Source organism: Pyxidicoccus caerfyrddinensis, assembly GCF_010894405.1.
In the GTDB taxonomy this organism is placed as follows: Bacteria; Myxococcota; Myxococcia; order Myxococcales; family Myxococcaceae; genus Myxococcus; species Myxococcus caerfyrddinensis.
Genome location: NZ_JAAIYA010000033.1, coordinates 19,885 through 39,497 on the forward strand (window position 1 = coordinate 19,885; position 19,613 = coordinate 39,497).

At 69.2% G+C, this 19,613-nt stretch carries 14 protein-coding genes; 10 read left to right on the plus strand and 4 right to left on the minus strand.

Annotated elements, in window-relative coordinates; all coding sequences use genetic code 11:
- The first annotated feature begins 126 nt into the window (after nt 1-126).
- The 5 genes from G4D86_RS46045 (at nt 127) to G4D86_RS46065 (ending at nt 8,222) form a co-directional block, all read left to right on the plus strand.
- The gene (locus G4D86_RS46045) at nt 127-2,808 is read left to right on the plus strand and encodes a tetratricopeptide repeat protein (protein WP_164001720.1); all 2,682 of its coding nucleotides are present in this window, start codon (nt 127-129) and stop codon (nt 2,806-2,808) included.
- Between the two features lie 530 nt (nt 2,809-3,338).
- Nucleotides 3,339-5,216, plus strand: coding sequence for a tetratricopeptide repeat protein (locus G4D86_RS46050; RefSeq protein WP_205520367.1), 1,878 nt, complete (start codon nt 3,339-3,341; stop codon nt 5,214-5,216).
- Nucleotides 5,217-5,367: 151 nt separating this feature from the next.
- The gene (locus tag G4D86_RS46055; protein ID WP_205520368.1) at nt 5,368-5,964 is read left to right on the plus strand and encodes a hypothetical protein; all 597 of its coding nucleotides are present in this window, start codon (nt 5,368-5,370) and stop codon (nt 5,962-5,964) included.
- A 201-nt stretch (nt 5,965-6,165) separates the two neighbouring features.
- The gene (locus tag G4D86_RS46060) at nt 6,166-6,975 is read left to right on the plus strand and encodes a hypothetical protein (protein WP_164001725.1); all 810 of its coding nucleotides are present in this window, start codon (nt 6,166-6,168) and stop codon (nt 6,973-6,975) included.
- A 176-nt stretch (nt 6,976-7,151) separates the two neighbouring features.
- Complete coding sequence (locus G4D86_RS46065) at nt 7,152-8,222, plus strand: hypothetical protein (RefSeq protein ID WP_164001726.1); 1,071 nt, start codon at nt 7,152-7,154, stop codon at nt 8,220-8,222.
- Nucleotides 8,223-8,412: 190 nt separating this feature from the next.
- Here G4D86_RS46065 and G4D86_RS46070 read toward each other — a convergent pair whose 3' ends face one another.
- From G4D86_RS46070 to G4D86_RS46080, 3 genes are all read right to left on the minus strand, one after another.
- Nucleotides 8,413-9,810: a di-heme oxidoreductase family protein gene (locus tag G4D86_RS46070; RefSeq protein WP_164001728.1), complete on the minus strand. Its 1,398-nt coding sequence runs from the start codon at nt 9,808-9,810 to the stop codon at nt 8,413-8,415.
- Nucleotides 9,811-9,904: 94 nt separating this feature from the next.
- Nucleotides 9,905-10,732: a hypothetical protein gene (locus tag G4D86_RS46075; RefSeq protein ID WP_164001730.1), complete on the minus strand. Its 828-nt coding sequence runs from the start codon at nt 10,730-10,732 to the stop codon at nt 9,905-9,907.
- A 581-nt stretch (nt 10,733-11,313) separates the two neighbouring features.
- A complete protein-coding gene (locus tag G4D86_RS46080) occupies nt 11,314-12,285 on the minus strand; it encodes a zinc-binding dehydrogenase (RefSeq protein ID WP_164001732.1) in 972 nt (323 codons plus the stop codon).
- Nucleotides 12,286-12,388: 103 nt separating this feature from the next.
- On the opposite strand from G4D86_RS46080, the gene soxR reads away from it, so the two are divergent.
- Together soxR and G4D86_RS46090 are read left to right on the plus strand one after the other, a co-directional pair.
- Complete coding sequence (gene soxR, locus G4D86_RS46085; RefSeq protein WP_164001734.1) at nt 12,389-12,844, plus strand: redox-sensitive transcriptional activator SoxR; 456 nt, start codon at nt 12,389-12,391, stop codon at nt 12,842-12,844.
- Between the two features lie 65 nt (nt 12,845-12,909).
- Nucleotides 12,910-14,301, plus strand: a complete 1,392-nt coding sequence (locus G4D86_RS46090) for a hypothetical protein (RefSeq protein WP_164001692.1) — start codon at nt 12,910-12,912, stop codon at nt 14,299-14,301.
- Between the two features lie 27 nt (nt 14,302-14,328).
- Here the strand turns inward: G4D86_RS46090 and G4D86_RS46095 are convergent, their stop codons facing one another.
- The gene (locus tag G4D86_RS46095) at nt 14,329-14,550 is read right to left on the minus strand and encodes a hypothetical protein (protein ID WP_164001736.1); all 222 of its coding nucleotides are present in this window, start codon (nt 14,548-14,550) and stop codon (nt 14,329-14,331) included.
- A 260-nt stretch (nt 14,551-14,810) separates the two neighbouring features.
- Here G4D86_RS46095 and G4D86_RS46100 point away from each other — a divergent pair, with 260 nt between their 5' ends.
- The 3 genes from G4D86_RS46100 to G4D86_RS46110 all read left to right on the plus strand — a co-directional run bounded on the left by G4D86_RS46100 (nt 14,811) and on the right by G4D86_RS46110 (nt 19,470).
- Complete coding sequence (locus G4D86_RS46100) at nt 14,811-15,671, plus strand: DUF6345 domain-containing protein (RefSeq protein ID WP_164001738.1); 861 nt, start codon at nt 14,811-14,813, stop codon at nt 15,669-15,671.
- A gap of 45 nt (nt 15,672-15,716) precedes the next feature.
- The gene (locus G4D86_RS46105; RefSeq protein WP_164001740.1) at nt 15,717-16,619 is read left to right on the plus strand and encodes a hypothetical protein; all 903 of its coding nucleotides are present in this window, start codon (nt 15,717-15,719) and stop codon (nt 16,617-16,619) included.
- Between the two features lie 205 nt (nt 16,620-16,824).
- Nucleotides 16,825-19,470: a hypothetical protein gene (locus G4D86_RS46110; protein WP_164001741.1), complete on the plus strand. Its 2,646-nt coding sequence runs from the start codon at nt 16,825-16,827 to the stop codon at nt 19,468-19,470.
- Nucleotides 19,471-19,613: the final 143 nt, after the last annotated feature.

The window sequence follows — 19,613 nt, forward strand, 5'->3', positions numbered from 1 at the left end:
GACACCAGGCCTACGCTACCGCCACCTACGGAGCAGGAGGTAGAACGTCCCCTCGTGGAGACTGGGCCCATTGTCCTATAATCCCCGGCGCCAACCTGTCGCAGCGCCTTCGTGAAGGCAATGAACATGCGCCGAACGCCTCCAGGCCTTGCTCCGCTCAAGCTCTTCTATAGCTATGCGCGGGCTGACAAAGCCGATCTCCAAACGTTGCGCAGGTACGTGAGGCCGCTCGAGTACGAAGGGCTCCTCGTCACCTGGTATGACGAACTGATCGAGGCGGGGCGAGCCTGGACCCCAGAACTCAGGGCCCAGCTTCTCGGAGCAGACATCATACTGCTTCTTGTCAGCGCGAACTTCCTTGCCTCGAACTACTGCATGAACATCGAGTTGCCCCTCGCCATGGAGCGACACGAACAGGGGGAGACGCGTGTCATTCCCATCCTGCTGCGTGAGTCGGATTGGCAGCGCCATACCTTCGCCAGGCTCCAAGCACTCCCATCGGATGGGCGTGCCGTCGAGGCATGGCCAGGCCCGGCGGCGGGGTGGACGCACGTGGTCCAGGCGCTCCGGGGCATTGTTGATTCGCTGGCCTCGTCCCGCCTCGCGGCAAAGGGTGGCGCCGAACTCAACGTGGAAGGAGATGGGACGGCCACCTCCGGGGGGCGTCCGGTGCTTCCCGTGCGCGGACACTGCTTCGGTCGGGAGGCCATCGTGCGTGCGCTCGTCGCGACCGTGCTCGAATCGGGTCCACGCCCCATAACAGTCCTGGGGCCTCCAGGGATTGGAAAGAGCACTGTCACCATCGAAGCCCTGCACGCTCCAGAGGCCATCGGACGCTTTGGCAACCGCCGCTTCTTCGTCCGACTGGATGGCGCGACCACCGCGGACAGCATGTTGAGCACCCTCGCTGCGACGCTCGGCATCCCTCCGACTTCGGGTCAGTGGCCACAGGTTCGTGGCACGCTGGAGGAGGCCCCTGCGTTGCTCGTTCTCGACAATGCCGAGACGGCCTGGGAGGCAGATCGTCGAGAGGTGGAGGCACTCCTGGGGCAGCTCGCCGCCATCCCGAGTGTGGCCCTCATTGTATCGGTGCGCGGAGAGGCCCGCCCCCTGTTGCCGAACCAGGCTTCGCCCATTGTCGTCCCTCCGCTGGGAGAAAAGGCGGCATGCCAGCTTTTCTGCTCCATCGCCTGGCATGTCTCGCCCGAGGAGCCGTCTCTGTCCGCGCTGCTTGAGGTGCACGATGGCCTTCCGCTGGCCATTTCCCTGCTCGCCCATGCCGCGGAGGGAGTCGAGCTTTCCGTATTGGCGAAGCTCTGGGAGGCACGGCGAAGCGAGCTCATGGAGAGGGCTGATGCCGCGGACCGCCTGTCGAGCCTCGCGGTGTCCTTCAGCCTGTCAATCCAGAGCCCACGAATGACGGAAGAGGCTCACCGGCTCAACTCGGTGCTTGCGTGCCTGCCCGAGGGCATGGCGCTCGATGACGTCGAGTCGCTCGTTCCGCGAAGCGGCCTCGCGGGGGCGAGCACGCTATGCAAGGTAGGACTCGCATTCATGGAAGCGGGGCGGCTGCGTCAACTCTCTCCCATCCGGGAGCACGTCAGAAGGTTCTACCCCCCGGCTTCGGAGGAGAGGGAACGCACGGTCGACTACTACCTTCGCCTGGCCAAGGAAAAGGGGGAGAAGGTGGGGCGTCAGGAGGGGGCTTCCGCAGTGGCCTGGCTTGTCGACGAGATGGGCAACGTCGACGAGGTGATCCGGATGGGGTTGGAGGGCTCGCGTGTCGAACAGGCCATCGACACGCTCCTGGCGCTGACCCATTTCATGGAGACATCGGGGGCTGGCTCACCACGCCTGATGATACAGGCTGGCGAGGCGGCCCAGCACAGGGAGGACTGGCGACGCACCACGGAGTGCATGGCGAGCCTGGGAAAAGTCCTGAGCGCCCGCTCCTTGTATGAGGAGTCCAGCTACTACTTCGAACAGGCCCTCGCGAGCTTTGAAGAAGTCGGCGCTTCGCATGGCCAGGCCCGATGTCATCAGGGGCTTGCCGAGATTGCCTTGAGACAAGCCCGGCACGAGGAGGCGCGGACCCACATCGAGGCGGCGCGACTCCTCTATCATCACATTGGGGATGTAAATGGTGAGGGCATCTGCACCTATCAACTCGGAGAGAGTGCCCTCCGGCGTTCATTGTCAGGTGATGCGTACTCCTACTTCGAACGGGCACGTCACCTCTTCCGCCAGGCTGGCGCGCTACACGGCGAGGCCACCAGCATTCGCAGTATGGGAGAGGTCCATCTCCGGAACATGCGCAACACCGAGGCTCGTCCTCTGTTGGAGGAGGCAATGCGCTTGTTCCAGCAGGTCGGAGATATCTGGGGAGAGGCCAACTGCATCAAGAATCTGGGCGAACTCTCGTTCAATATGGGGGAGTACGAGCAGGCGCGAGCCTTCTTCGAGCAGGCCCTGCCTGTCTATGAGCAGGTCAGTTCCGTCAACGGACACGCAGGATGCTTGATGTTTCTGGGCATGATCGAGCAGAGGAACTCGCGGTTCGAACAGGCGCTTCCCTATTTCGGCGAGGCCGTGGGTCGCTTCCAGCAGATTGACAATCTTCTGGGTCAGGGCACCTGCCACCTGGCGGTCGGGGAAATCGCCGAGGCACGCGAGAATTTCGACGAGGCGTTAGTCTTATACCGGCAGGCGCTTGGGTTCTACAGCCGCATCCCAGACCCCAACAGGGTCCGGCGGGCACAGCATCATTTGCTCATGCTCGAGCTCAAGTTGAGGGGCGGTATGTTGTGAACCTTAGACCGTAACCCGTCTGGTGGTGGTCTATGGTCTCCAGCTTCTTCAGCCTGACTCTGTTCACGAGCCAAGGAACGTGCCACGTGTCCCCACGGATCGAGCTCCGCAGTTTCGTGTGGGTCCGCCGGTCAGTCATTGAAGTGTTTGATGCGCTCTGTGACTTCGGCTCCACTCCATACTGGGCATCCTTCCAGAGGGGCCCCTTGCGTGCGGCCGAACGGCACGGAGCGGCAGTGGAGGGTGGCTGACGAGCCGCAGCACCCAGCGCACCCCGTGCGAGACAGGACATCGTCACTGTCGATAGGCCACGTGCGGCGGCACTCGCTCCACCAGGTGCTCCGCCGTCATACACCCTCCAGCAGCAAGCGGCACCTCAGCGGCTTGATGCCCCGCTGTCAGACTTCGTGTCCCACCTCCGTCGCAGGTGGGCCGTCCTTGGAATAGAATGAGGGCAGCACGTTCTGATGAATGGGCGCACAGCGCGGGGTCTCGTGCCCCCCCGGCGTCCATGCCTTTGGGGGACTCACATGGCGCGCTGCTCTGTCTCACGGACCGGTTGTCGTGGCTTCGTGCTGTCCGTCCTGCTGGTGCTCACGGGCCTGGCCTGTGTGAAGCGGCCGGTGGACTACGAGCGCGAATACGCGAAGCAGCTCGCCCCGAAGAAGCTGGAGGTCTCCTCCGCGTCCTCCTCCAGCCCTGTGCGCAAGCTGCGCGTCCGGGTGTACGTCGACTCCGACTACCGGGACCAGGTGCTTCACTGGAGGAGCAGCATCGTGAGCCAGCTCCAGCGCGCGAGCGCGGTGGTCCGTGGGCCGCTCGGAGTGACGTTCGAGCTCGAGTCGACGCACCCGTGGGAGCGGCGCAGCTCGGAGAGCACGCTCGACACGACGCTGTCCGAGCTGGAGGCACTGGACCCCGGCGAGGACGTGGACCTCGTCATCGGGCTCGTGTCCCACCTCAAGGGCTTCACCGCGTCGCAGCACCACCTGGGAATGGCGCGGATGTTCGGCCGCCACTGCGTGCTGCGAGAGATGGGGAACGCGGAAGAGGTCGCCTACATCATGCGCACGCTCACCCATCTGCCGGCGGACGAGCGCGATTCGCTCTCCCGCGAGCTCAAGCTGCACAAGGAGACGTCCGTGCTGCTCCACGAGTGGGCGCACACCCTTGGCGCGTTCCACGTCCAGAACTCCCACTGGATGATGTATCCGGAGTACGGGAAGAACCAGGCTGCCTTCGCCCCACAGATGATGGAGCTGCTCGCGGTGAGCCTGCGCCACCTGCCCCAGGCACGGCGTGAGGCCGAGGCCCAACGGGCCTGGGCGCGCGAGCTGAAGGAGAAGCTCGCCACCATCCAGTGGTCCGACTGGGACGGGCCCGAGAAGGACCAGGCCGTCGCGTGGCTCGACGGCATCGCGTCCGGACGCACGACACTGGAGCGCGGGCCCGAGCCGCTCCCGCCCGTGGACCGCCAGCGCATCGAAGAGGTCCTCTCGCTCGACAAGCAGGGCCGCTTCGAGGTCGCCGCGCAGCAACTGGAGCCCGTTGCCCGCCGCCACCCGGACCACGAGGACGTGCAGGCACTGGCGTGTTACGTGGCCACCCGCGCCGCGCCCGGCCTGCCCGCCACGCGCGAGCGCTGCGAGGCCGCCGCCGCGCGCTTCCCCCGCCATCCCGGCCCGCTGATTTCCCTGGCCTCGCTCCGACTCCGGGAGGGGAAGCGGGCCGAGGCCCAGTCCTACCTGGTCCAGGTCCGTCAGCGCGCGGAGGCCCGCCAGGAGACGAACCCCGACCAGTGGGCGGAGCTGGCGGTCCTCTTCAAGGAGACCGGGAGCGTCACCTGGGCCGAGCAGGTCGCGGCGAAGGCTGCCGGCGTGAAGGAGATGGACAAGGTGCTCACCTGGGCCACGCAGATGCGGCGCTGGGTGGCGCTGCTGCCGGACCCGGAGAAGAGCGGTGTGCCCGTGGAGCGCGAGGGAGACCTCATCCGCGCCGCGAAGGAGGTGGAGGCGCAGCTCGACAAGGGGACGGCGACGAAGGCCGAGGCGAAGCTCCAGTGGCTGACGCGCGAGTTCCCCCGCGCGGTGGTGGTGGACGTGCTCCGGTGCGAGGTGCACCTGCGCGCGGGCCGCATGGGGCCGGCGCGTGCGGCGTGCCGCAAGGCCCTGGCGGCGGATGACGAGGCCGTCAACGCGCACTTCATCCTCGGGTGGCTGGCGGTGAACGCGGGCTCGCGCCAGGAGGCGCGCACGCACCTGGAGCGCGTCATCGCGCTGGAGCCGCTCCACGCGGATGCATGGCGCATGCTCGCGGAGCAGTACCGCGCCGCGGGGATGCATGATGCGCTCAAGGAGTTGAAGGGGCGGTACCGCACGCAGTTCGCGCGCGAGCTGCCTGTGGGCTGACAGCAAGCCGCCGCACGAGTGCACCGAAGTGGCCTCATGCTCCGCCCGTAAGTGGCCCTTCCCGCCTGACCGCGCCGCGCGCAATCTGGCTCCTCTCCATTTCCCGAGGACGGCCCGAGCAACGCCGCCCCTCGCAGCGCGGAGCAAGCCAATGCCACAAGACCCCCATCGCCGCCGGATCCTGCAGCTGTCGCTGCTCGCCGCCGCTTCCAGCCTGATGCCGTTCGACACCGCAAGCGCCGCCGGCCCGAACGTCGGCGACGGCAAGGCCGCGGGCACGAGCGGCGCCAGTGACTTCGATTTCTTCCTGGGCACCTGGACGGTCAGGCATCGACGCCTGAAGCAGCGACTGGCCAAAAACAACGAGTGGCAGGAGTTCGACGGCACCTGCCGCGTCTGGCCGTTGCTCGGCGGCGTCGCCAATATCAACGAGCGTGTGGTGAACCGGCCGGACGGCGTCTCTCGCGGGCTGGGGCTGCGCGCCTTCGATGCGAAGACGAAGACCTGGGCCGACTGGAACCTGGACGCGCGCCATCCGCACAAGCTCGACGTGCCCATCATCGGCACCTTCGCGAACGGCGTGGGGACCTTCCTGTCCGACGATACGTTCGAAGGCAGGCCCATCAAGGTGCGCGGTATCTTCTCGACAATCACTCCCACGTCCGCGCAATGGGAACAGGCGTTTTCGCCTGACGGCGGCAGGACCTGGGAGACGAACTGGGTGATGCGCTACACGCGTACGGCTTGAGCCCGGCCCCGAGCCTCGCTGGGAACCAGGCTCAGGTACGCCTCCACCTGATGCGGCCCCGAGAAGCGCATGGAGTCGGTCATCCACTGTGGACGCAAAGGCACACGCTGTCACCGGGCCGCGGGACTGTCTGTACCCGGGCCTGAGTCGCACTGTGTATGCTCCCTCTCCCTCTGGGAGAGGGCAGGGGTGCGGGACGTCATGAATCCAGCGACGCGGCAGTTTCTACGGAAGCGGATGACGGAGGAGTACCGGGCGGAGCTGTCTCGCATCCTCGCGGACTGGCGGGGCACCTCCGTGCTGCTCAAGTCCTACGAAGGGCATCTCGAGGGGCTGAGCCTGGAACTGAGCCGCGAAGGAGTCCTCGGCTGCCTGCGCATCCTCTGCCAGGGCTGCACGCACCTGTCGGGCCCGACCTCCTGGAAAGATGCGGCGCTCGCGGTCGAAGCCCTCTCCGAGGGCGCCGACGCGGGCCGATTCCGTCTGGTGGATGCGCGGGCCAGCTTCTCCGCCACCTGCGACCAGGTCTCCGCCCGGAACGACAGCGAGGACCCCCGGCTCATGGAGCGGCCGGAGTTCCAAGCGTTCCTCGCGAGCCTTCCCGGGGGGCGCTTCATCCGCCTCGCCGAGGAGATCCATCCCGGCATCTACCCGAAGGCGGCCTACTCCCGAATCCGGGGGCTCCTCGACGTGCCGTATTCGGACCTCGAGTACGTGGACCCCCGGGAGGAGCCCGAGCCCTTCCTCCGGTGGCTGCGGGAGCACACGAAGGGCATCGACTTCAGCCTGGGCTGTTCGCTCTGGGCGGATGCCCTCGCCCGGCAGGTCGGGGGAACCCCGTGGCTCAAGGTGGAGCTGGAGTGCGGACTCGACTCGCTCCTGCCGCTGTGGACGAGGCTGCACAGCATCGTCACGCTCGTCTTCTGCCCGGCCTCGGGGGACGTCTTCGGCGTGTTCAATGACGAGGACCGCTGGTGCCTGTTCCGGCAGCCCTGGCGCGGAGTACCCTGAGGACCTGACAGGAGGTATGACGTCGCGCGGCGACAATCCCTTCCACCCCGGGTAACGACACCGACGGCGACCGCGGCATCGTGGATCGCGCGCTCGAAGCGGCGCTGCGTCACTCGCTGGGGTGAGCAATCCCGTCCACTTCGCACTCCGCCCCGCTCCCGCAACGTGGCAGGCTCGTGCGCCTGATGAATGCCCTGTTGCTGGCGGGACTGGTCGCGGTGGGAGCAGTGACCTCGTTGCCGTGGGCGCTGCGCTGGGTGCGGCGGCGCCGGACGAAGAGTGCCTGGCTCGAACTGTCGCCGAAGCTGGAGCTCCCCCTCGCGGGAGGCTCGAACGAGCGGCTGTTGTCCGGACGTTACCGGGGCCATCCCGTGGAGGTGAGACTCACCCCGCATGGCACCTCGCAAGTGCGCGTCCCGTTGAAGACGCCACTGCCCGCCGGACTCCACCTCTCCCGACAGGTGCCCGGGGCCATGCGCCGCCCGGGACGGGCGGTGCGGGACATCCAGGTGGGAGACCCCGCCCTGGACGAGGGCTTCCTCATCCAGGGGAAGAACCCGGCGGCGGTCATCCGCCTGCTGCGCGAGCCCGGAGTGCGAGAGGCGCTGCTGGCGCTCCAGGCCGACAGCCCATGGGTCCTCATCACCGAGAACGAGGTGATGGCCCCGCTCGCGAGCCCTGTCCGGGAGGAGACGTGCCGCCGCGCGCTGCGGAGCACCGCCCTGCTCACCTCCGCGCTCGAGGAGACCACGGCCCGGCACCAGCTGCTGGCGGCGACAGCGCGCGACCAGGCCCGGCGCGAGCTCCCCGCGGTGCCGAGCCCGCGCCCGGCCGAGACCGCACCCTCGCGTGACGAGGTCCTCGGGCAGGGGAGCGAGGACCCCGCGCTCGCGCTCATCCGCGACGAGTTCGCCCGCCGCATGAGAATCCACAACTGGTTCGGGACCTATCCGACCGTGGCGGGCTTCGTGCTCCTCTGCCTCTGTGCGGTCATGAGCACGGGCAGCGAAACGCTCCTGGGGCAGCCACTGCTCTACTGGGCACTCGCCGGAGGGGGGCTCGTCGTCGCGGGCTTGCTGGGCCACCACGTCATCAGCCGCAAGATTCTTCTGTGCCCGGCCTGTGGGCTGGATGTCATCGAGCCGGATCCGGAGCTGCAGCAGTTCGGGAAGGGCGAGGAGGGAATCACCATTTCCCTCACCCTCTCGACCGACATCTGTCCCAACTGCCGCACGGTCCTGAGCTGAGCCTCAGCGGAAGGGGAGAGGGAGGGCTCACGCGCCCTTGCTCGCGGAGGGTGCGCCGGACTACGGCGAGACGTCGAGCGGCTCGAGGTGCGCTGTGAGGACGGGGGTCTCCGACCTCTTCGCGCGAGGTGCCGGCGAGGCGCGCGGATACCCGGCCTGGCCGCTCCCTCTGCCCTGAGCCCGCTTCGAATCAGAGCGAGCCGAGGAAGGCCAGCAGCGCCTGCCGGTCCTGGAGGACGAGCCGCGTGTAGCGCTCCTGCGCGGGCGCGGCTTCTCCTCCATGCCACAGCACGGCCTCCTCGAGGTTCCGGGCCCGCCCGTCGTGCAGGAAGCGGGTGTGGCCGCTCACCGTCGCCGTCAGGCCGATGCCCCACAGGGGCGGCGTGCGCCACTCCTGCCCGGTGGCGAGCCCGTCCGGACGTCCATCCGCCAGGCGCTCGCCCATGTCGTGCAGCAGCAGGTCCGAGTACGGGAAGATGCGCTGGCGCGACAGCTCCGGGAAGCCGGGGACCTCCGCCGTCTCCAGGGGCCGGTCCACGTGACAGGAGGCGCAGCCGATGGCGCGGAACACCGCCTTGCCACGCAGCACCCCGGGCGAGTCCCAGTCCCGCCGCTTCGGCACGGCCAGCAGGCGCGTGTAGAAGACGAGCCGCTCCAGGTCATAGTCCTTCACGTCGGGCGGCCCGGCGGTGACGGGCGTGCCCTCGGGCTCCTGGGCCCGGGGATAGAGCTCGTTCGTCAGCCCCATGTCCGCCACCAGCGCGTGGGTCACCTGCTGCGCCAGCGTGGGCTGGTTGGCCTTCCACCCGAAGCGGCCCAGCCGGGGGCGGCGCTCCTTCACGTCCTCCACCTGGTTCGCGCGTCCGGAGATGCCGTCGCCATCCCGGTCCTCCGGGTCCGCCAGCGCCAGCCAGGTCTCCTCGGGGACGGCCTCCAGGAGCCCCAGGCCGAAGTTGGCGGGAGACACGCGGGGAGAGAAGGGCGTGCCCGCTTCCAGCGGCCCGTGAGCCAGGTCCTTGAACCGGTAGACGGGGCGCAAGAGGGAGTACGGCTCGCCCGTGGCGAACGTGCCGGTGAGCTCCTCGTGGCCCACCTCGACGGTGCCCTCGCCCCGGGGCTGGCCCAGCTGGTGGACATCCAACTGCTCGCCATACACGGGATGCGGCCCGGGGCCCGTGGCGGAGCCGAGCTGGATGGCCAGCGACACCTGGGGCTCGGAGGGTGAAAGGGGAGGGCGCCCGCGCCCGTCCTTCACGTGGCACGTCATGCAGGAGTTCGCGCTGAAGAGGGGGCCCAGTCCGGGCAGATGGCCGGGGTCGCTCCAGTCGCGGTCGAAGACGCGCTTGCCCAGGTGGAACTCCGGCCAGCGCGAGCGGTCCATGTTCGGCGGCGAGCGACCGAAGGCGTTGCGCCCCGCGTCCGTCACCGTGGCGGCGCCCCCCGGCAGCTCCTCGCCTGGCTCCACCGCGACGTCGAGCGCTCCCAGCACCAGGGGCGGGGGCAGGGGACGACGCCCCGCGTGCGCCCACACGGCGGTGAGCACCAGCGCTCCGAGGGGAATGCCCAACAGGTACGGCCGCCGGCTCATCGGGTGGCTCCAGGGACGCGGGAGACGACACCGGGCGGGCCCAACGTGGCACCCGCCCGGCGTCAGGCCCGTGCTCGAGGCACGGGCGGGGCGACTACTTCGCCGCCGGCACGAAGGACTCGCTCAGGATGTTCAGCCCCTGCGCGGTCGCCTTCACGTCGATGCCCGTGAAGCCGTTGTACGGGTAGTGGCCGTCCTCGATCTCCTCCACGAACTCCACGGTGTCGCCCGTGAGCACCTTGCCGTCATCCAGCGTCACCGAGAAGGTGGTGCCCTTGGTGCGCAGGCGCCAGCCGCACGCGCCCACGTTGGCCGGGGCGACGGGCTTCTCGCCGTTCTTCCCCCAGATGATGTCAATCTCGTAGAAGTCGGCGACCGCCACCAGCCAGCGGATGAAGTCCCGCCAGTTGTTGAACACGATCATCCGGTTGGCGGGGTTCGTGGACGAGCCCTGGAGCACGCCCTCGCGGTAGACGTTCATCCGGTAGGGGGAGCCGCCCGGCGCGCCGCTGAACGTCGGGGTGATGTTCGCGGTGTCCGTCTCACGGCCCGGCGTCACGCGCAGCGAGCTGACCACCTGGGCGCCCGAGCGCGCGTCCAGCTGCAGCGCGCCCGAGGTGCTGCCGAACTTGATCTCCGTCGCCTGCGTCCAGCTGGAGGCCCGCGCGAAGCTGCTCGCGACACCGTCCGTCTTCACGCTGCGCAGCCCGCCCACGGTCAGCCCCTGCTCCGTCGACGCCAGCTGCGCGTTACCCAGCGCGCAGCTGTTGATGCCGTTGAACCGGCCTACGCACTGCGACTCCACACCGGACTCCTGCGTGGCCGCGTCGCCGTTCGCCGCCGTGGGCTCCTCGCCCTGACAACCCGACATCACGCTCAGAAGCGCCGCCGCGAAAAGACGGCCCATCATCTTCAGCTGCATGGATTTACCTACCTCTTGAATAGGGGAAGACTCTGCTCCGCCGGGAGAACGCTGCATCCGGTGCCGGCCCAGCCCGAATGCTCTCCATCTGGCGGCCCGCCATCCCCTTGCACTCCGCACGCCAGCGCCCGCTGGCATGTTTCACCTCCTCTGTATCACCAAGGAATTGAGCCCCCCGAGCCGCCACCGCTGTAGCGCATGCTGTTACAGCCCGGCGGGAGATGTATCGCTTCTTGCTACAGGTCGAGTAGCAGGGCGTGACACCGACACATTTCATCCGTGTGACATGTATCCGGGGTTGTCTGGGTATGGATGGCGCAGATTCCAAGAAACGAGAGCGAATGGGTGGCCCGAGGCCTGGAGGAGTTGGGCCACGAGGTGGTGGTGGCGGACCCCAACTTTGCGCCCATGTACGCTACGCGAAGCCGTCGGGTGAAGACGGACAAGCGGGACGCCCGGACGTTGGTGGACGGGCGGGCGCCCATCGATATCGGCGCCGCGCCCGGCCGTCGCCTCGCGCGAGTGCGCGCCTGCATCGGGGCTTCCGAGCAGCGTGCCTGGGCGCACCCGGCGGGCGCCGCTCAGCGCACCAGCAGCGCCTTGCCGACCACGCCTCGGGCTTCCAGCGCCGCGTGGGCATCCGCGGCCCGCTCCAGCGGGAAGGTCTGCCCGATGATGGGCCGGAGCAGGCCCGCGGCCACCGCGTCGAGGGCCCGCGTGGCCAGCCGTTTTGCTTCTTCGGGACTGAACTGCACGTGCTGGATTCCGCGCACCGTCACCCCGCGTTGCTCGGCTTCCTGGGGCGCAATCGGCGTGAAGCCGCCGCTGGGGGCGCCGTGCGCGGAGAAGCGGCCGCCTCGCGCCGTGATTTCGAACGCGGCCCGGCCAATGGCCCCGCCCGCGCCGTCGAGGACCAGGTCGGGCCCGCTGCCTCCGGTGGCCTCGCGCACCCGCTCGGCCCAGCCCGGCTGGGAGTAGTCGAACACGCGCTCCGCGCCCAGCTCGCGAGCCATGTCCAGCTTCCGCCCGCCACGCGCGGCGCCGATGACGCGCGCACCGGCCGCGCGGGCCAGCTGCACCAGCAACATGCCGAGGGCACCTCCCACGGCGGTGATGAGCACCCACTCTCCCGGACGGAAGTGCGCCGCCTCGGCGAGCCCCATCGCCGTGGTGCCGTCATGGATGAGCGCCGCCGCCTCGCGCGGGCCCACGCCTTCCGGCAGTGGAATCAACTCCTTCACCGAGGCCAGGACCTGCTCGGCATACCCACCGCCACCCCCGGTGCGCGTGACGACGCGACGGCCCACCCAACTCGGGTCCACGTCCCGGCCCACGGCGCGGACCTGCCCGGACACTCCGTCGCCCGGCACGTAGGGCGGCTTCACCGGGAAGTAGTCCTGACCCCAGCCGCTTCGGACCTGCGTCTCCACGAACAGGATGGAGACGGCGTCCACGTCCAGCACCACCTGTCCGGGTCCCGCCACCGGGTCCGGCACCTCGCGCGGCACCAGGACCTCCGGACCTCCAAAACGCGTCACCTCGGCCACCCGCATTCCAGCCTCCGTGCCCCGAAGGGGCGTTGGGATTCAAAGCGGGTGAATGGATAGGATTTCAAGTGCACTTGAAGTCAAGCCGAAGTGCTGCTGCCATCGGGGAATGTTCGAGCCACTGACGATTGGCGAGCTGGCGCGGCGCACGGGCGTAGCCACCTCCGCGCTGCGCTTCTACGAGGAGCAGGGGCTGATTCAGTCGGTGCGGACGCCGGCCGGGCACCGCCGCTTCGCCCGCCCCGTCATCCGGCGGGTGGCCTTCATCGTCTTCGCCCAGCGGGTCGGGATGAGCCTTCAGGAAATCCGCACGGAGCTCGCCCGGCTGCCCGAGAACCGGGTTCCCAACCAGGAGGACTGGGCCCGGCTGTCGCGAACGTGGAAGGCGAGAATCGACGAGCGCATCGCCGAATTGGAGCGCCTCAAGGACGGACTGACCGGGTGCATCGGGTGCGGCTGCCTCTCCATCGAGCGCTGCCGGTTCGCCAACCCACATGACCGGGCCGGAAAGCTCGGGCCCGGGCCTCGCTTCTGGATGGGGAGGACTCAGGAGTCAGAGTCGTAGCGCGCTTCGGCCGGTGGTGAGTTCGATTACCGCGAGAGCAGGGGGCTGTAGTACTCCGGCACGCCGTGACCTCCGGACACTCCGCCCAGAAGACCCTCGTCCTGCTGACCCTCGCCCTCGTGCTGCTGTCCGCCTGCGGCGACGCAGAGCACCTGACCGACGCCGGGACACCGGGGCCCGACGCGAGCACGGATGCAGGCACCGACGCGGGCACGGATGCAGGCACCGACGCCGGCACGGATGCGGGTACCGACGCCGGCACACCTGTCGAGGTGCCCGCCATCCCCCGGGAGCAGGTGATGCTCGGAGGGCAGAGCTACCTCGCGTACCAGCGCCCGGGTGACACCTTCCGCATCGTCTGCCAGGAGCCCTGCCCCATCGACGAGCAGTACATCTACGCCCGCTACGCGGGCTTCCTCGCGGTGAAGCACGAGCTGCTGGCACTCACGGGCGTCGACGTGCTGCCCCAGATGGTGCCGGTGGACATCCACCTCGCTGGCGACAGTCTCTGCGGGACGTCGGGCACGTTGTCCGGGGCCTCCTTCATGAACTTCAGCGAGAGCGGACCGGGCCCGGGGTCGAACGTCTGCCTCTGGGACCTGGAGAAGTCGCGCGAGCCGCCGCCCTATGTCGCGCGCGCGCTCACCGTCGAGAACGCGCTCGCCCGTGACAACCAGGGCCTCCTGGTCCATGAGTACTCACACGTCGTGCTGTTCCTGCGCCACGAGTTCTCCCACGAGTGGCTCGTGCGCGCCCTGTCGTACAAGGTGGAGGGGCTGGCTCCCACCCTCTGCGACGCGTTCAACCAGCAGTTTGCCCCTACCGCCTGGGAGCTCTGCCAGCGCAATGGACTGGACTTCCCCCGGCTGACCGCCAGCCTGGTCGAGCTGGACGCGCTGTACGCGTCGGAGAAGGGCACGGAGGACCTCTACCTCGGAGTGCCCAGGGCCACGTCGGGCCTCCAGTACCACCGCATCCTGGACCGGCTGCTGGGCTCCGACACCCTGGCGGCCGTCGTCGCGGCGGGAGAGCTGCACGCGAACCAGTGGGGAGACTCCGCGCTCTTCACCCCGGCGGCGAGCACGGTCCAGCTCTACCTGGGCGCGGTGCAGTGGAGCCTTCCCGCGGGCGCGGTGAGCTCATCACTTCAGGTGGAGTCCGACACCTGGCGCAGTGGCATGGCCCTGCCGGAGGCGTGGCAGGACTTCGGCTGGGCGCACAACTACGCCTTCCTGCCTCGCGACCTGCCCTTCAACCAGCCCGCCCGGCTCACCATCCGGTACGACCCGGCGCTCATCCCGGCGGGGGGGACGGAGGAGTCGCTCGGCCTCTATCACCTCCCCTGGAGGGGGCCGTCCCAGGCTGTTCCGGGGGCCCAGGTGGACGTGGCCGCCAACACCGTCAGTGCCTCCGTGTCTGTCATCGGTCGCTACGTCGTCGCGCCGCGCCAGCCCTGAGGGCCCGGGTGAGCGGGCCCGAAAGCGCTACTTGATGTTGCCGATGACGTCCATGGCGCCGGAGTCCTTCAGGATCTTGGTGATGTAGGCCACCGTCTCCTGCTGCTTCTGGAGCATCAGCTGGGCCTCGGCGCGGTCACGGTCCGGGCCGGACAGGCCACTGAGGGCCTTCTCTTCCAGTGTACTCAGGCGCTGGCTGGCACCGAGCCCGGCCAGGACGGCTCTATCCGCCGCGTTGTTGATGCTCATGGGGTCCTCCTGGGCGTGGGTGTTGGCGTCCTTTCGGATTATCGCAGATCCGCCCCAGAAGTTTCCTCCGCTCAGCGCTCCCACGAATTCCACCAGGCGCGGGTGGCTGCTGGCGCGGCACTCCGTGAGGCAGCGGGTGAGGGGAAATGGCCCCAGGTTTCGTTTGAGGCTCCGAGGCTGGAGAGCACGCCCCGCACACCGCGGGGCTCCTCCGGCCGTGGCAGCCAATCACGCACGCCCCACGGGGGGAGACCAGGACCATGACACTCCGGAAGCAGACACAGCAGTGGCTGAGCGCGGCGCTCGCGGGGGCCTTGCTCCTGCCCGCGGCGGCGCTGGCGAACGAGACGCACGTCTATGGCATCGCCAGCTTCGGCGGGGCGGGGCAGTGCAACGCCGACTCGCACTCCGTCCATACGAAGACGGCGGCGGTGGTGGCGAACTACTTCAACAACCTCAAGAACAACGGGCTCTGGTCGGACGTGCAGACGCTCAACAACTCGAGCGCGCGCGCGGACCTCTGGACCGACGCCGCGAAGTCCGCCACCCAGGCCAAGGACACCCTGGCCAATGCCGGCGTGGACGACGCGGACGTCTTCTTCGTGCACACGCACGGCGGCCACAACGAGTCGCCCGCTCGAAGCTGGCTTGTGATGGGCAGCAACGTGGACTCGTGTTCGGCCGTCACGGACACCCACATGCGGCTGGGCAACGGGAAGCTGAACATCGCCGTCGTGAAGGCCTGCCAGTCCGGCAACATCGAGGTCTGGGAGAACGGGGGGTACCGGCAGCAGCTCGTGACGAGCACCAGCGGCTTCTCCATGTGGAACGCCTTCCATGGTGACTCGTCGTGCGGCAACAAGGTGAAGCGCTACCTCGACGACTACGTGGAGAGCTCGAGGAGCGACGGCGTGGGCGAGAACTGGATTGACGAGGCCTACGACTGGGGCATCCGCAAGGACGACTGCCCGGTGTCCATCGTCTTCGGCGCGACCAAGGCACAGCGCGTGGCGATGTTCGAGGCCGGCGGCTGGAGAGACCGCAAGAACACCGGCAGCAAGACGGCCTCCAGCTACTTCTACGTGTCCGGCTGCGACCCCGAGAACGGCCGCAGCCTCTGAGTCCCGGCCACTCCCCACGACTTCGCCCAGAGAGAACGAAACGCCATGAAGACCCATTTCCTCCGACTGCTGACCGCCCTCCCGCTCACCGCCGCGCTCGGCTGTGACTCCGGAGCGCTCCCCGCCGCCCCCGTGGACAACGCCGCGCAGCTCGAGCGTGCCGCGCAGGCGCTGGCCACCGGCTTCACCTTCGATTCCACCGGGATTGCCACGCCTCCCACCGGAAGCCTGCCCACCGACCTGCTCCCCCGCACCGCCTTCGACGACGCGATGCTGCAGCGTGGCCTGGTGGGCACGACGGAGCCCTTCACCGTGACGGGGACGCTGGGGACCCGCCGCGACCAGGAGTCCCAGACCTGGAAGCTCGAGAGCAACCCCTCCGCCGGCCGCGTGCTGGTGCTGAGCAAGACCGCCAGCGGCCCGGAGACGACGCAGGAGCCCGCGGTGTTGCAGCGCAACGCCCTGGCCCGCCTGCAGGGCTGGGGCATCCCCGCCTCGGAGCTGGGGCCCATCCGGCAGGTGCAGTCCTTCATCAAGAGCGAGGACAATGGCGTCGTCGGCGCCCCCACGCTCCACCGCCACAAGACGTTCGTGCTGCGGGCCATCAACGGCATTCGCGTGGAGGGCCACCGTGCGGTGGTGACCCACGGCGTGGACGGCGGCTTCCAGCGCGCGCTCGTCTCGTGGCCGCCGCTGGCCCGCGCGGGCCACCTGCTGCACACGCGGCTGACCACGGCGGAAATCGAGCAGCGCGCCCGCGAGGCGCTGTTGCTCGAAGGTGAGAGCGGCGGGCCCGTGCTCCTCTTCTGGAAGTACGAGCCCACCCAGGTCAGCACCGGAGAGTGGGTGCTGACGCTCCAGGTGGGCGCCTCGATGCCCTCGCTCACCGGGGCGGACAGCACCGAGGAGCCCCGCGTGGTCGACGTGGACGTGAGCCCCGTGCCGTAGCCGGGGCTTCAGGTAGGAACCCGCACGAAGCCCTGGCGCATGGCTTCCCCGCGCTGCGCCAGGGCGCGTGGTTCGTTGAGCTGCAAGGAAGGTCCGCCACGCAACCCCCGTGGCCGAGCCGCCGATAACTCAATCAGCGGCAGGTCAGGGGTGAGGGGGATGCACGCAGTCCGCTCCTGGCCGGCATTCAACCGGGGGGAGCGTCATGAGCGGCATCGCCAGTGTTTCATCATCATCCGTCAACAGGTCCTCTGAGTCTGGCAGCACGCAGGAGTCCGAAGGCACGCGAGAGGTCGAGTTCACGCCGCCGCCTCCTCCTCCTCCGCCTCCTCCCGCTCCACCCCCGGATGCCTTCGTGCCGCGCGCCACGCCGCGCCGGCTGGAGCTGACGGGGGCTCCGCCACGGCCGGCCGAGGAGCCCGCGGCCTCGAGCCTCCTCACCGAGGACATCCGGGACGCAGAGGCCAACTGCCTCGACAAGGCGGGGGACTGGCTGGCCCTGGCCTCGCCGGAGCTTCGCGCGCGCTCGGAGGTGTTGCTGCTGAGCGACAACCGCCCGGGAGCGGAGGGACAGACGGGACACGCCGTCATCCGCCAGGGCAGCGGCATCTTCGACCCGAGCTCCGGGCGCGGCTACCCGAGCCTCGAGGCCTTCAATGCGGACGGCCGCTACAGCGTCGCCGGGACGGTGTCGGGCACGGCCATGCACCGCATCCTCTCCACGCCCCCGGGCTCCGCCGAGCGTCAGGCCGCGCTCGCCCGCGCGGGCGTGGACCCCGCGCTGGCGGCGATGAAGGTGGCCGACAGCGCGCCGACGGTGGACGTGAGCCAGGCGTGGAACCTGCTCATGCAGGGCTACCGTGACTCGCGCTCCCTCACCGGGGCCGCCAACGCCGCGCTCGAGAAGGCCGCGGGCGACCCCCGGGCGCAGGCGCAACTCATCGACCTGCTCCAGGCCACGCCGGCCAGCACGCTTGAAAACGCGCTGGCGAAGAACTTCGAGTACGAGGTGCGCGGGGCCGTGCCCAACCCGCCGCCGCGCCCGGCCTCCGTCTCCTCGGTGGGAACCACGCGCGTCTCCGGCAGCGCGCTGGAGGTGGTGGCGGGACAGGCCACCTCCGGGCTGCTGAAGCCCGCGCTCGACACCGCGGTGTCCAGGGGCCACCTGCTCGCCGCGGACCGGGACGTGCTCGTCTCCTACCTGGGGCCCACTGGCGCGGCCACCAACGCCCGCATCGACACCGCGGTGGCGGAGGTGCACCAGGCCGAGCAGGTGTACTCGGACGCGCTGAAGCAGCGCGAGACGCTGGAGACGCAGCTCGCGTCGGACATGGCCTCGTTCGGGCCCTATCTCACCGAGGCGCAGCAGAAGGGCTACATCGCGGAGTACCGGAAGCTCCACGCGAGCGAGTACGCCGGCTTCGACGCCAAGGCGAAGGCCCTCGATGACGTGCTGAAGCGCAACGAGCCGCTGCTGGAGCAGGGGCTCCGCGGCCCCGAGGGCACCGCGACCGCGCAGGTGGCGTACGCCGCCTACGCGGCCGTGGCGCAGTCTCCGCATGCGGACACGGCGCTGGCCTGGGCGGCGAAGGCGGAGAAGCCAGGCTCGGCTTTCGCTCCCTTCACGAGCGCCATGGACATGGAGACCGTCCGCTCGCATGCGATGGCGGGCTCGCTGGCCAGCTACTTCGAGAAGAACCCCAGGGCCACGGCGTCGCAGGCCGTGGACCACATGCAGACCGTGCTCACCAACGCCTACCTGGGCCAGCAGGCTGGCGGAGGCGTGGTGGACCTGACCGCCCGCAACCTGCCGAGCAACTTGCGGGAAGGGTTCAAGGGGCTGCGTCAGCTCGTGGCCGGAGACACGCAGGCGGGGCTGAACAGGCTGGCCGCGCTGGAGTCGGGCTCGTCGGCCCGGTGGGGAGGCGCGTTCGCCGCGGCGGGCATCGGCATCGGGCTGATGCAGCTCGGGCACTCGGTGGAGAGTGGTGATGCGCTGGGCGCCGCCTGGGCGGCGGCCTTCACCGGCCAGCAGTTCACCAGCGCGCTCAGCTCGACGCTGACGGCGGCCAACCGCGCCGGCGGCGTGGCGACGGTGGCCGGGCGGGTGGCGGGCGGCTTCGGCGCCGTCGCCGCCGCGCTCGACCTCTTCGTCCAGGCCAAGGAGATTTCCGCTGGCCAGGGCAACGAGGGCACCGCGCTGTCCATCGCCGGAGACGTCATGGGACTGGCCGGCGGCGTGCTGATCGCATTGGGCTCTACGGGCGTGGGGGCCCCGCTCGCGGCCATCGGCGCGGCCGTGTACATCCTCGGCGAGCTGGTGAGCGCGGGCATCCTGTCGAGCCAGGAGTGGGAGCGGAAGGAGCAGCTCCGCCAGGACCAGCGCACGGTGCTGGGGAAGATTGGCGCCAACGTGGACCAGCTGATGAACCTGCAGCGGTACAGCTCACCGGAGCAGATTGACGCGCTCGTGAAGACGACGGGCTGGTCCCGCGACCAGGTGCTCCAACTGGGGACGACCTTCCCCGAGTTCTTCCAGAACGCCCAGAGCCTGCAGCAGCTCAACAAGGTGGCGAACGACTTCGGGCTCACGCCGGACCAGCGCTACGCGATGCTCAACGCCATTGGCCGGACGGGCCGGGCCAACGACACGGGCAGCTCGTGGCAGTTGCGGCAGTTCGCCAGCGCGGTGGACCGGTTCCCCAACTACCCGGGCATCAAGATTCCGCCGGGGCTCACCCGCGAGCAGCAGTGGGTGCACTACCTGCAGGAGCTCGGCAACGCGATGGGCTCGTACGACGGCATGGGGCTTCGCAACGCCGCGAGCTACCTGCGGCCCCACGCCTCCTGAGCAACCGCCGGCGCGGCGCTGAATCCTGGCCGAGGCGGGGCGCCTCCCCTATGCTCGCTGAGGAGGGGGGGCATGAACGATGGGTGAAGACCATGGGTTGGCGTCCACGCCGGGCCCGTTGCTCCCCTCCTGCGCGCGCCTGA

Excerpts from the sequence above, each read along its gene's own strand:
- G4D86_RS46050 (WP_205520367.1), top strand. The coding sequence starts at position 3,339 with ATGGCGCGCTGCTCTGTCTCACGGACCGGTTGTCGTGGCTTCGTGCTG.
- G4D86_RS46095 (WP_164001736.1), bottom strand. The coding sequence starts at position 14,550 with ATGAGCATCAACAACGCGGCGGATAGAGCCGTCCTGGCCGGGCTCGGT.
- G4D86_RS46080 (WP_164001732.1), bottom strand. The coding sequence starts at position 12,285 with ATGCGGGTGGCCGAGGTGACGCGTTTTGGAGGTCCGGAGGTCCTGGTG.
- G4D86_RS46110 (WP_164001741.1), top strand. The coding sequence starts at position 16,825 with ATGAGCGGCATCGCCAGTGTTTCATCATCATCCGTCAACAGGTCCTCT.
- G4D86_RS46075 (WP_164001730.1), bottom strand. The coding sequence starts at position 10,732 with ATGCAGCTGAAGATGATGGGCCGTCTTTTCGCGGCGGCGCTTCTGAGC.
- G4D86_RS46100 (WP_164001738.1), top strand. The coding sequence starts at position 14,811 with ATGACACTCCGGAAGCAGACACAGCAGTGGCTGAGCGCGGCGCTCGCG.
- G4D86_RS46060 (WP_164001725.1), top strand. The coding sequence starts at position 6,166 with ATGAATCCAGCGACGCGGCAGTTTCTACGGAAGCGGATGACGGAGGAG.
- G4D86_RS46105 (WP_164001740.1), top strand. The coding sequence starts at position 15,717 with ATGAAGACCCATTTCCTCCGACTGCTGACCGCCCTCCCGCTCACCGCC.
- G4D86_RS46055 (WP_205520368.1), top strand. The coding sequence starts at position 5,368 with ATGCCACAAGACCCCCATCGCCGCCGGATCCTGCAGCTGTCGCTGCTC.
- G4D86_RS46070 (WP_164001728.1), bottom strand. The coding sequence starts at position 9,810 with ATGAGCCGGCGGCCGTACCTGTTGGGCATTCCCCTCGGAGCGCTGGTG.
- soxR (WP_164001734.1), top strand. The coding sequence starts at position 12,389 with ATGTTCGAGCCACTGACGATTGGCGAGCTGGCGCGGCGCACGGGCGTA.
- G4D86_RS46045 (WP_164001720.1), top strand. The coding sequence starts at position 127 with ATGCGCCGAACGCCTCCAGGCCTTGCTCCGCTCAAGCTCTTCTATAGC.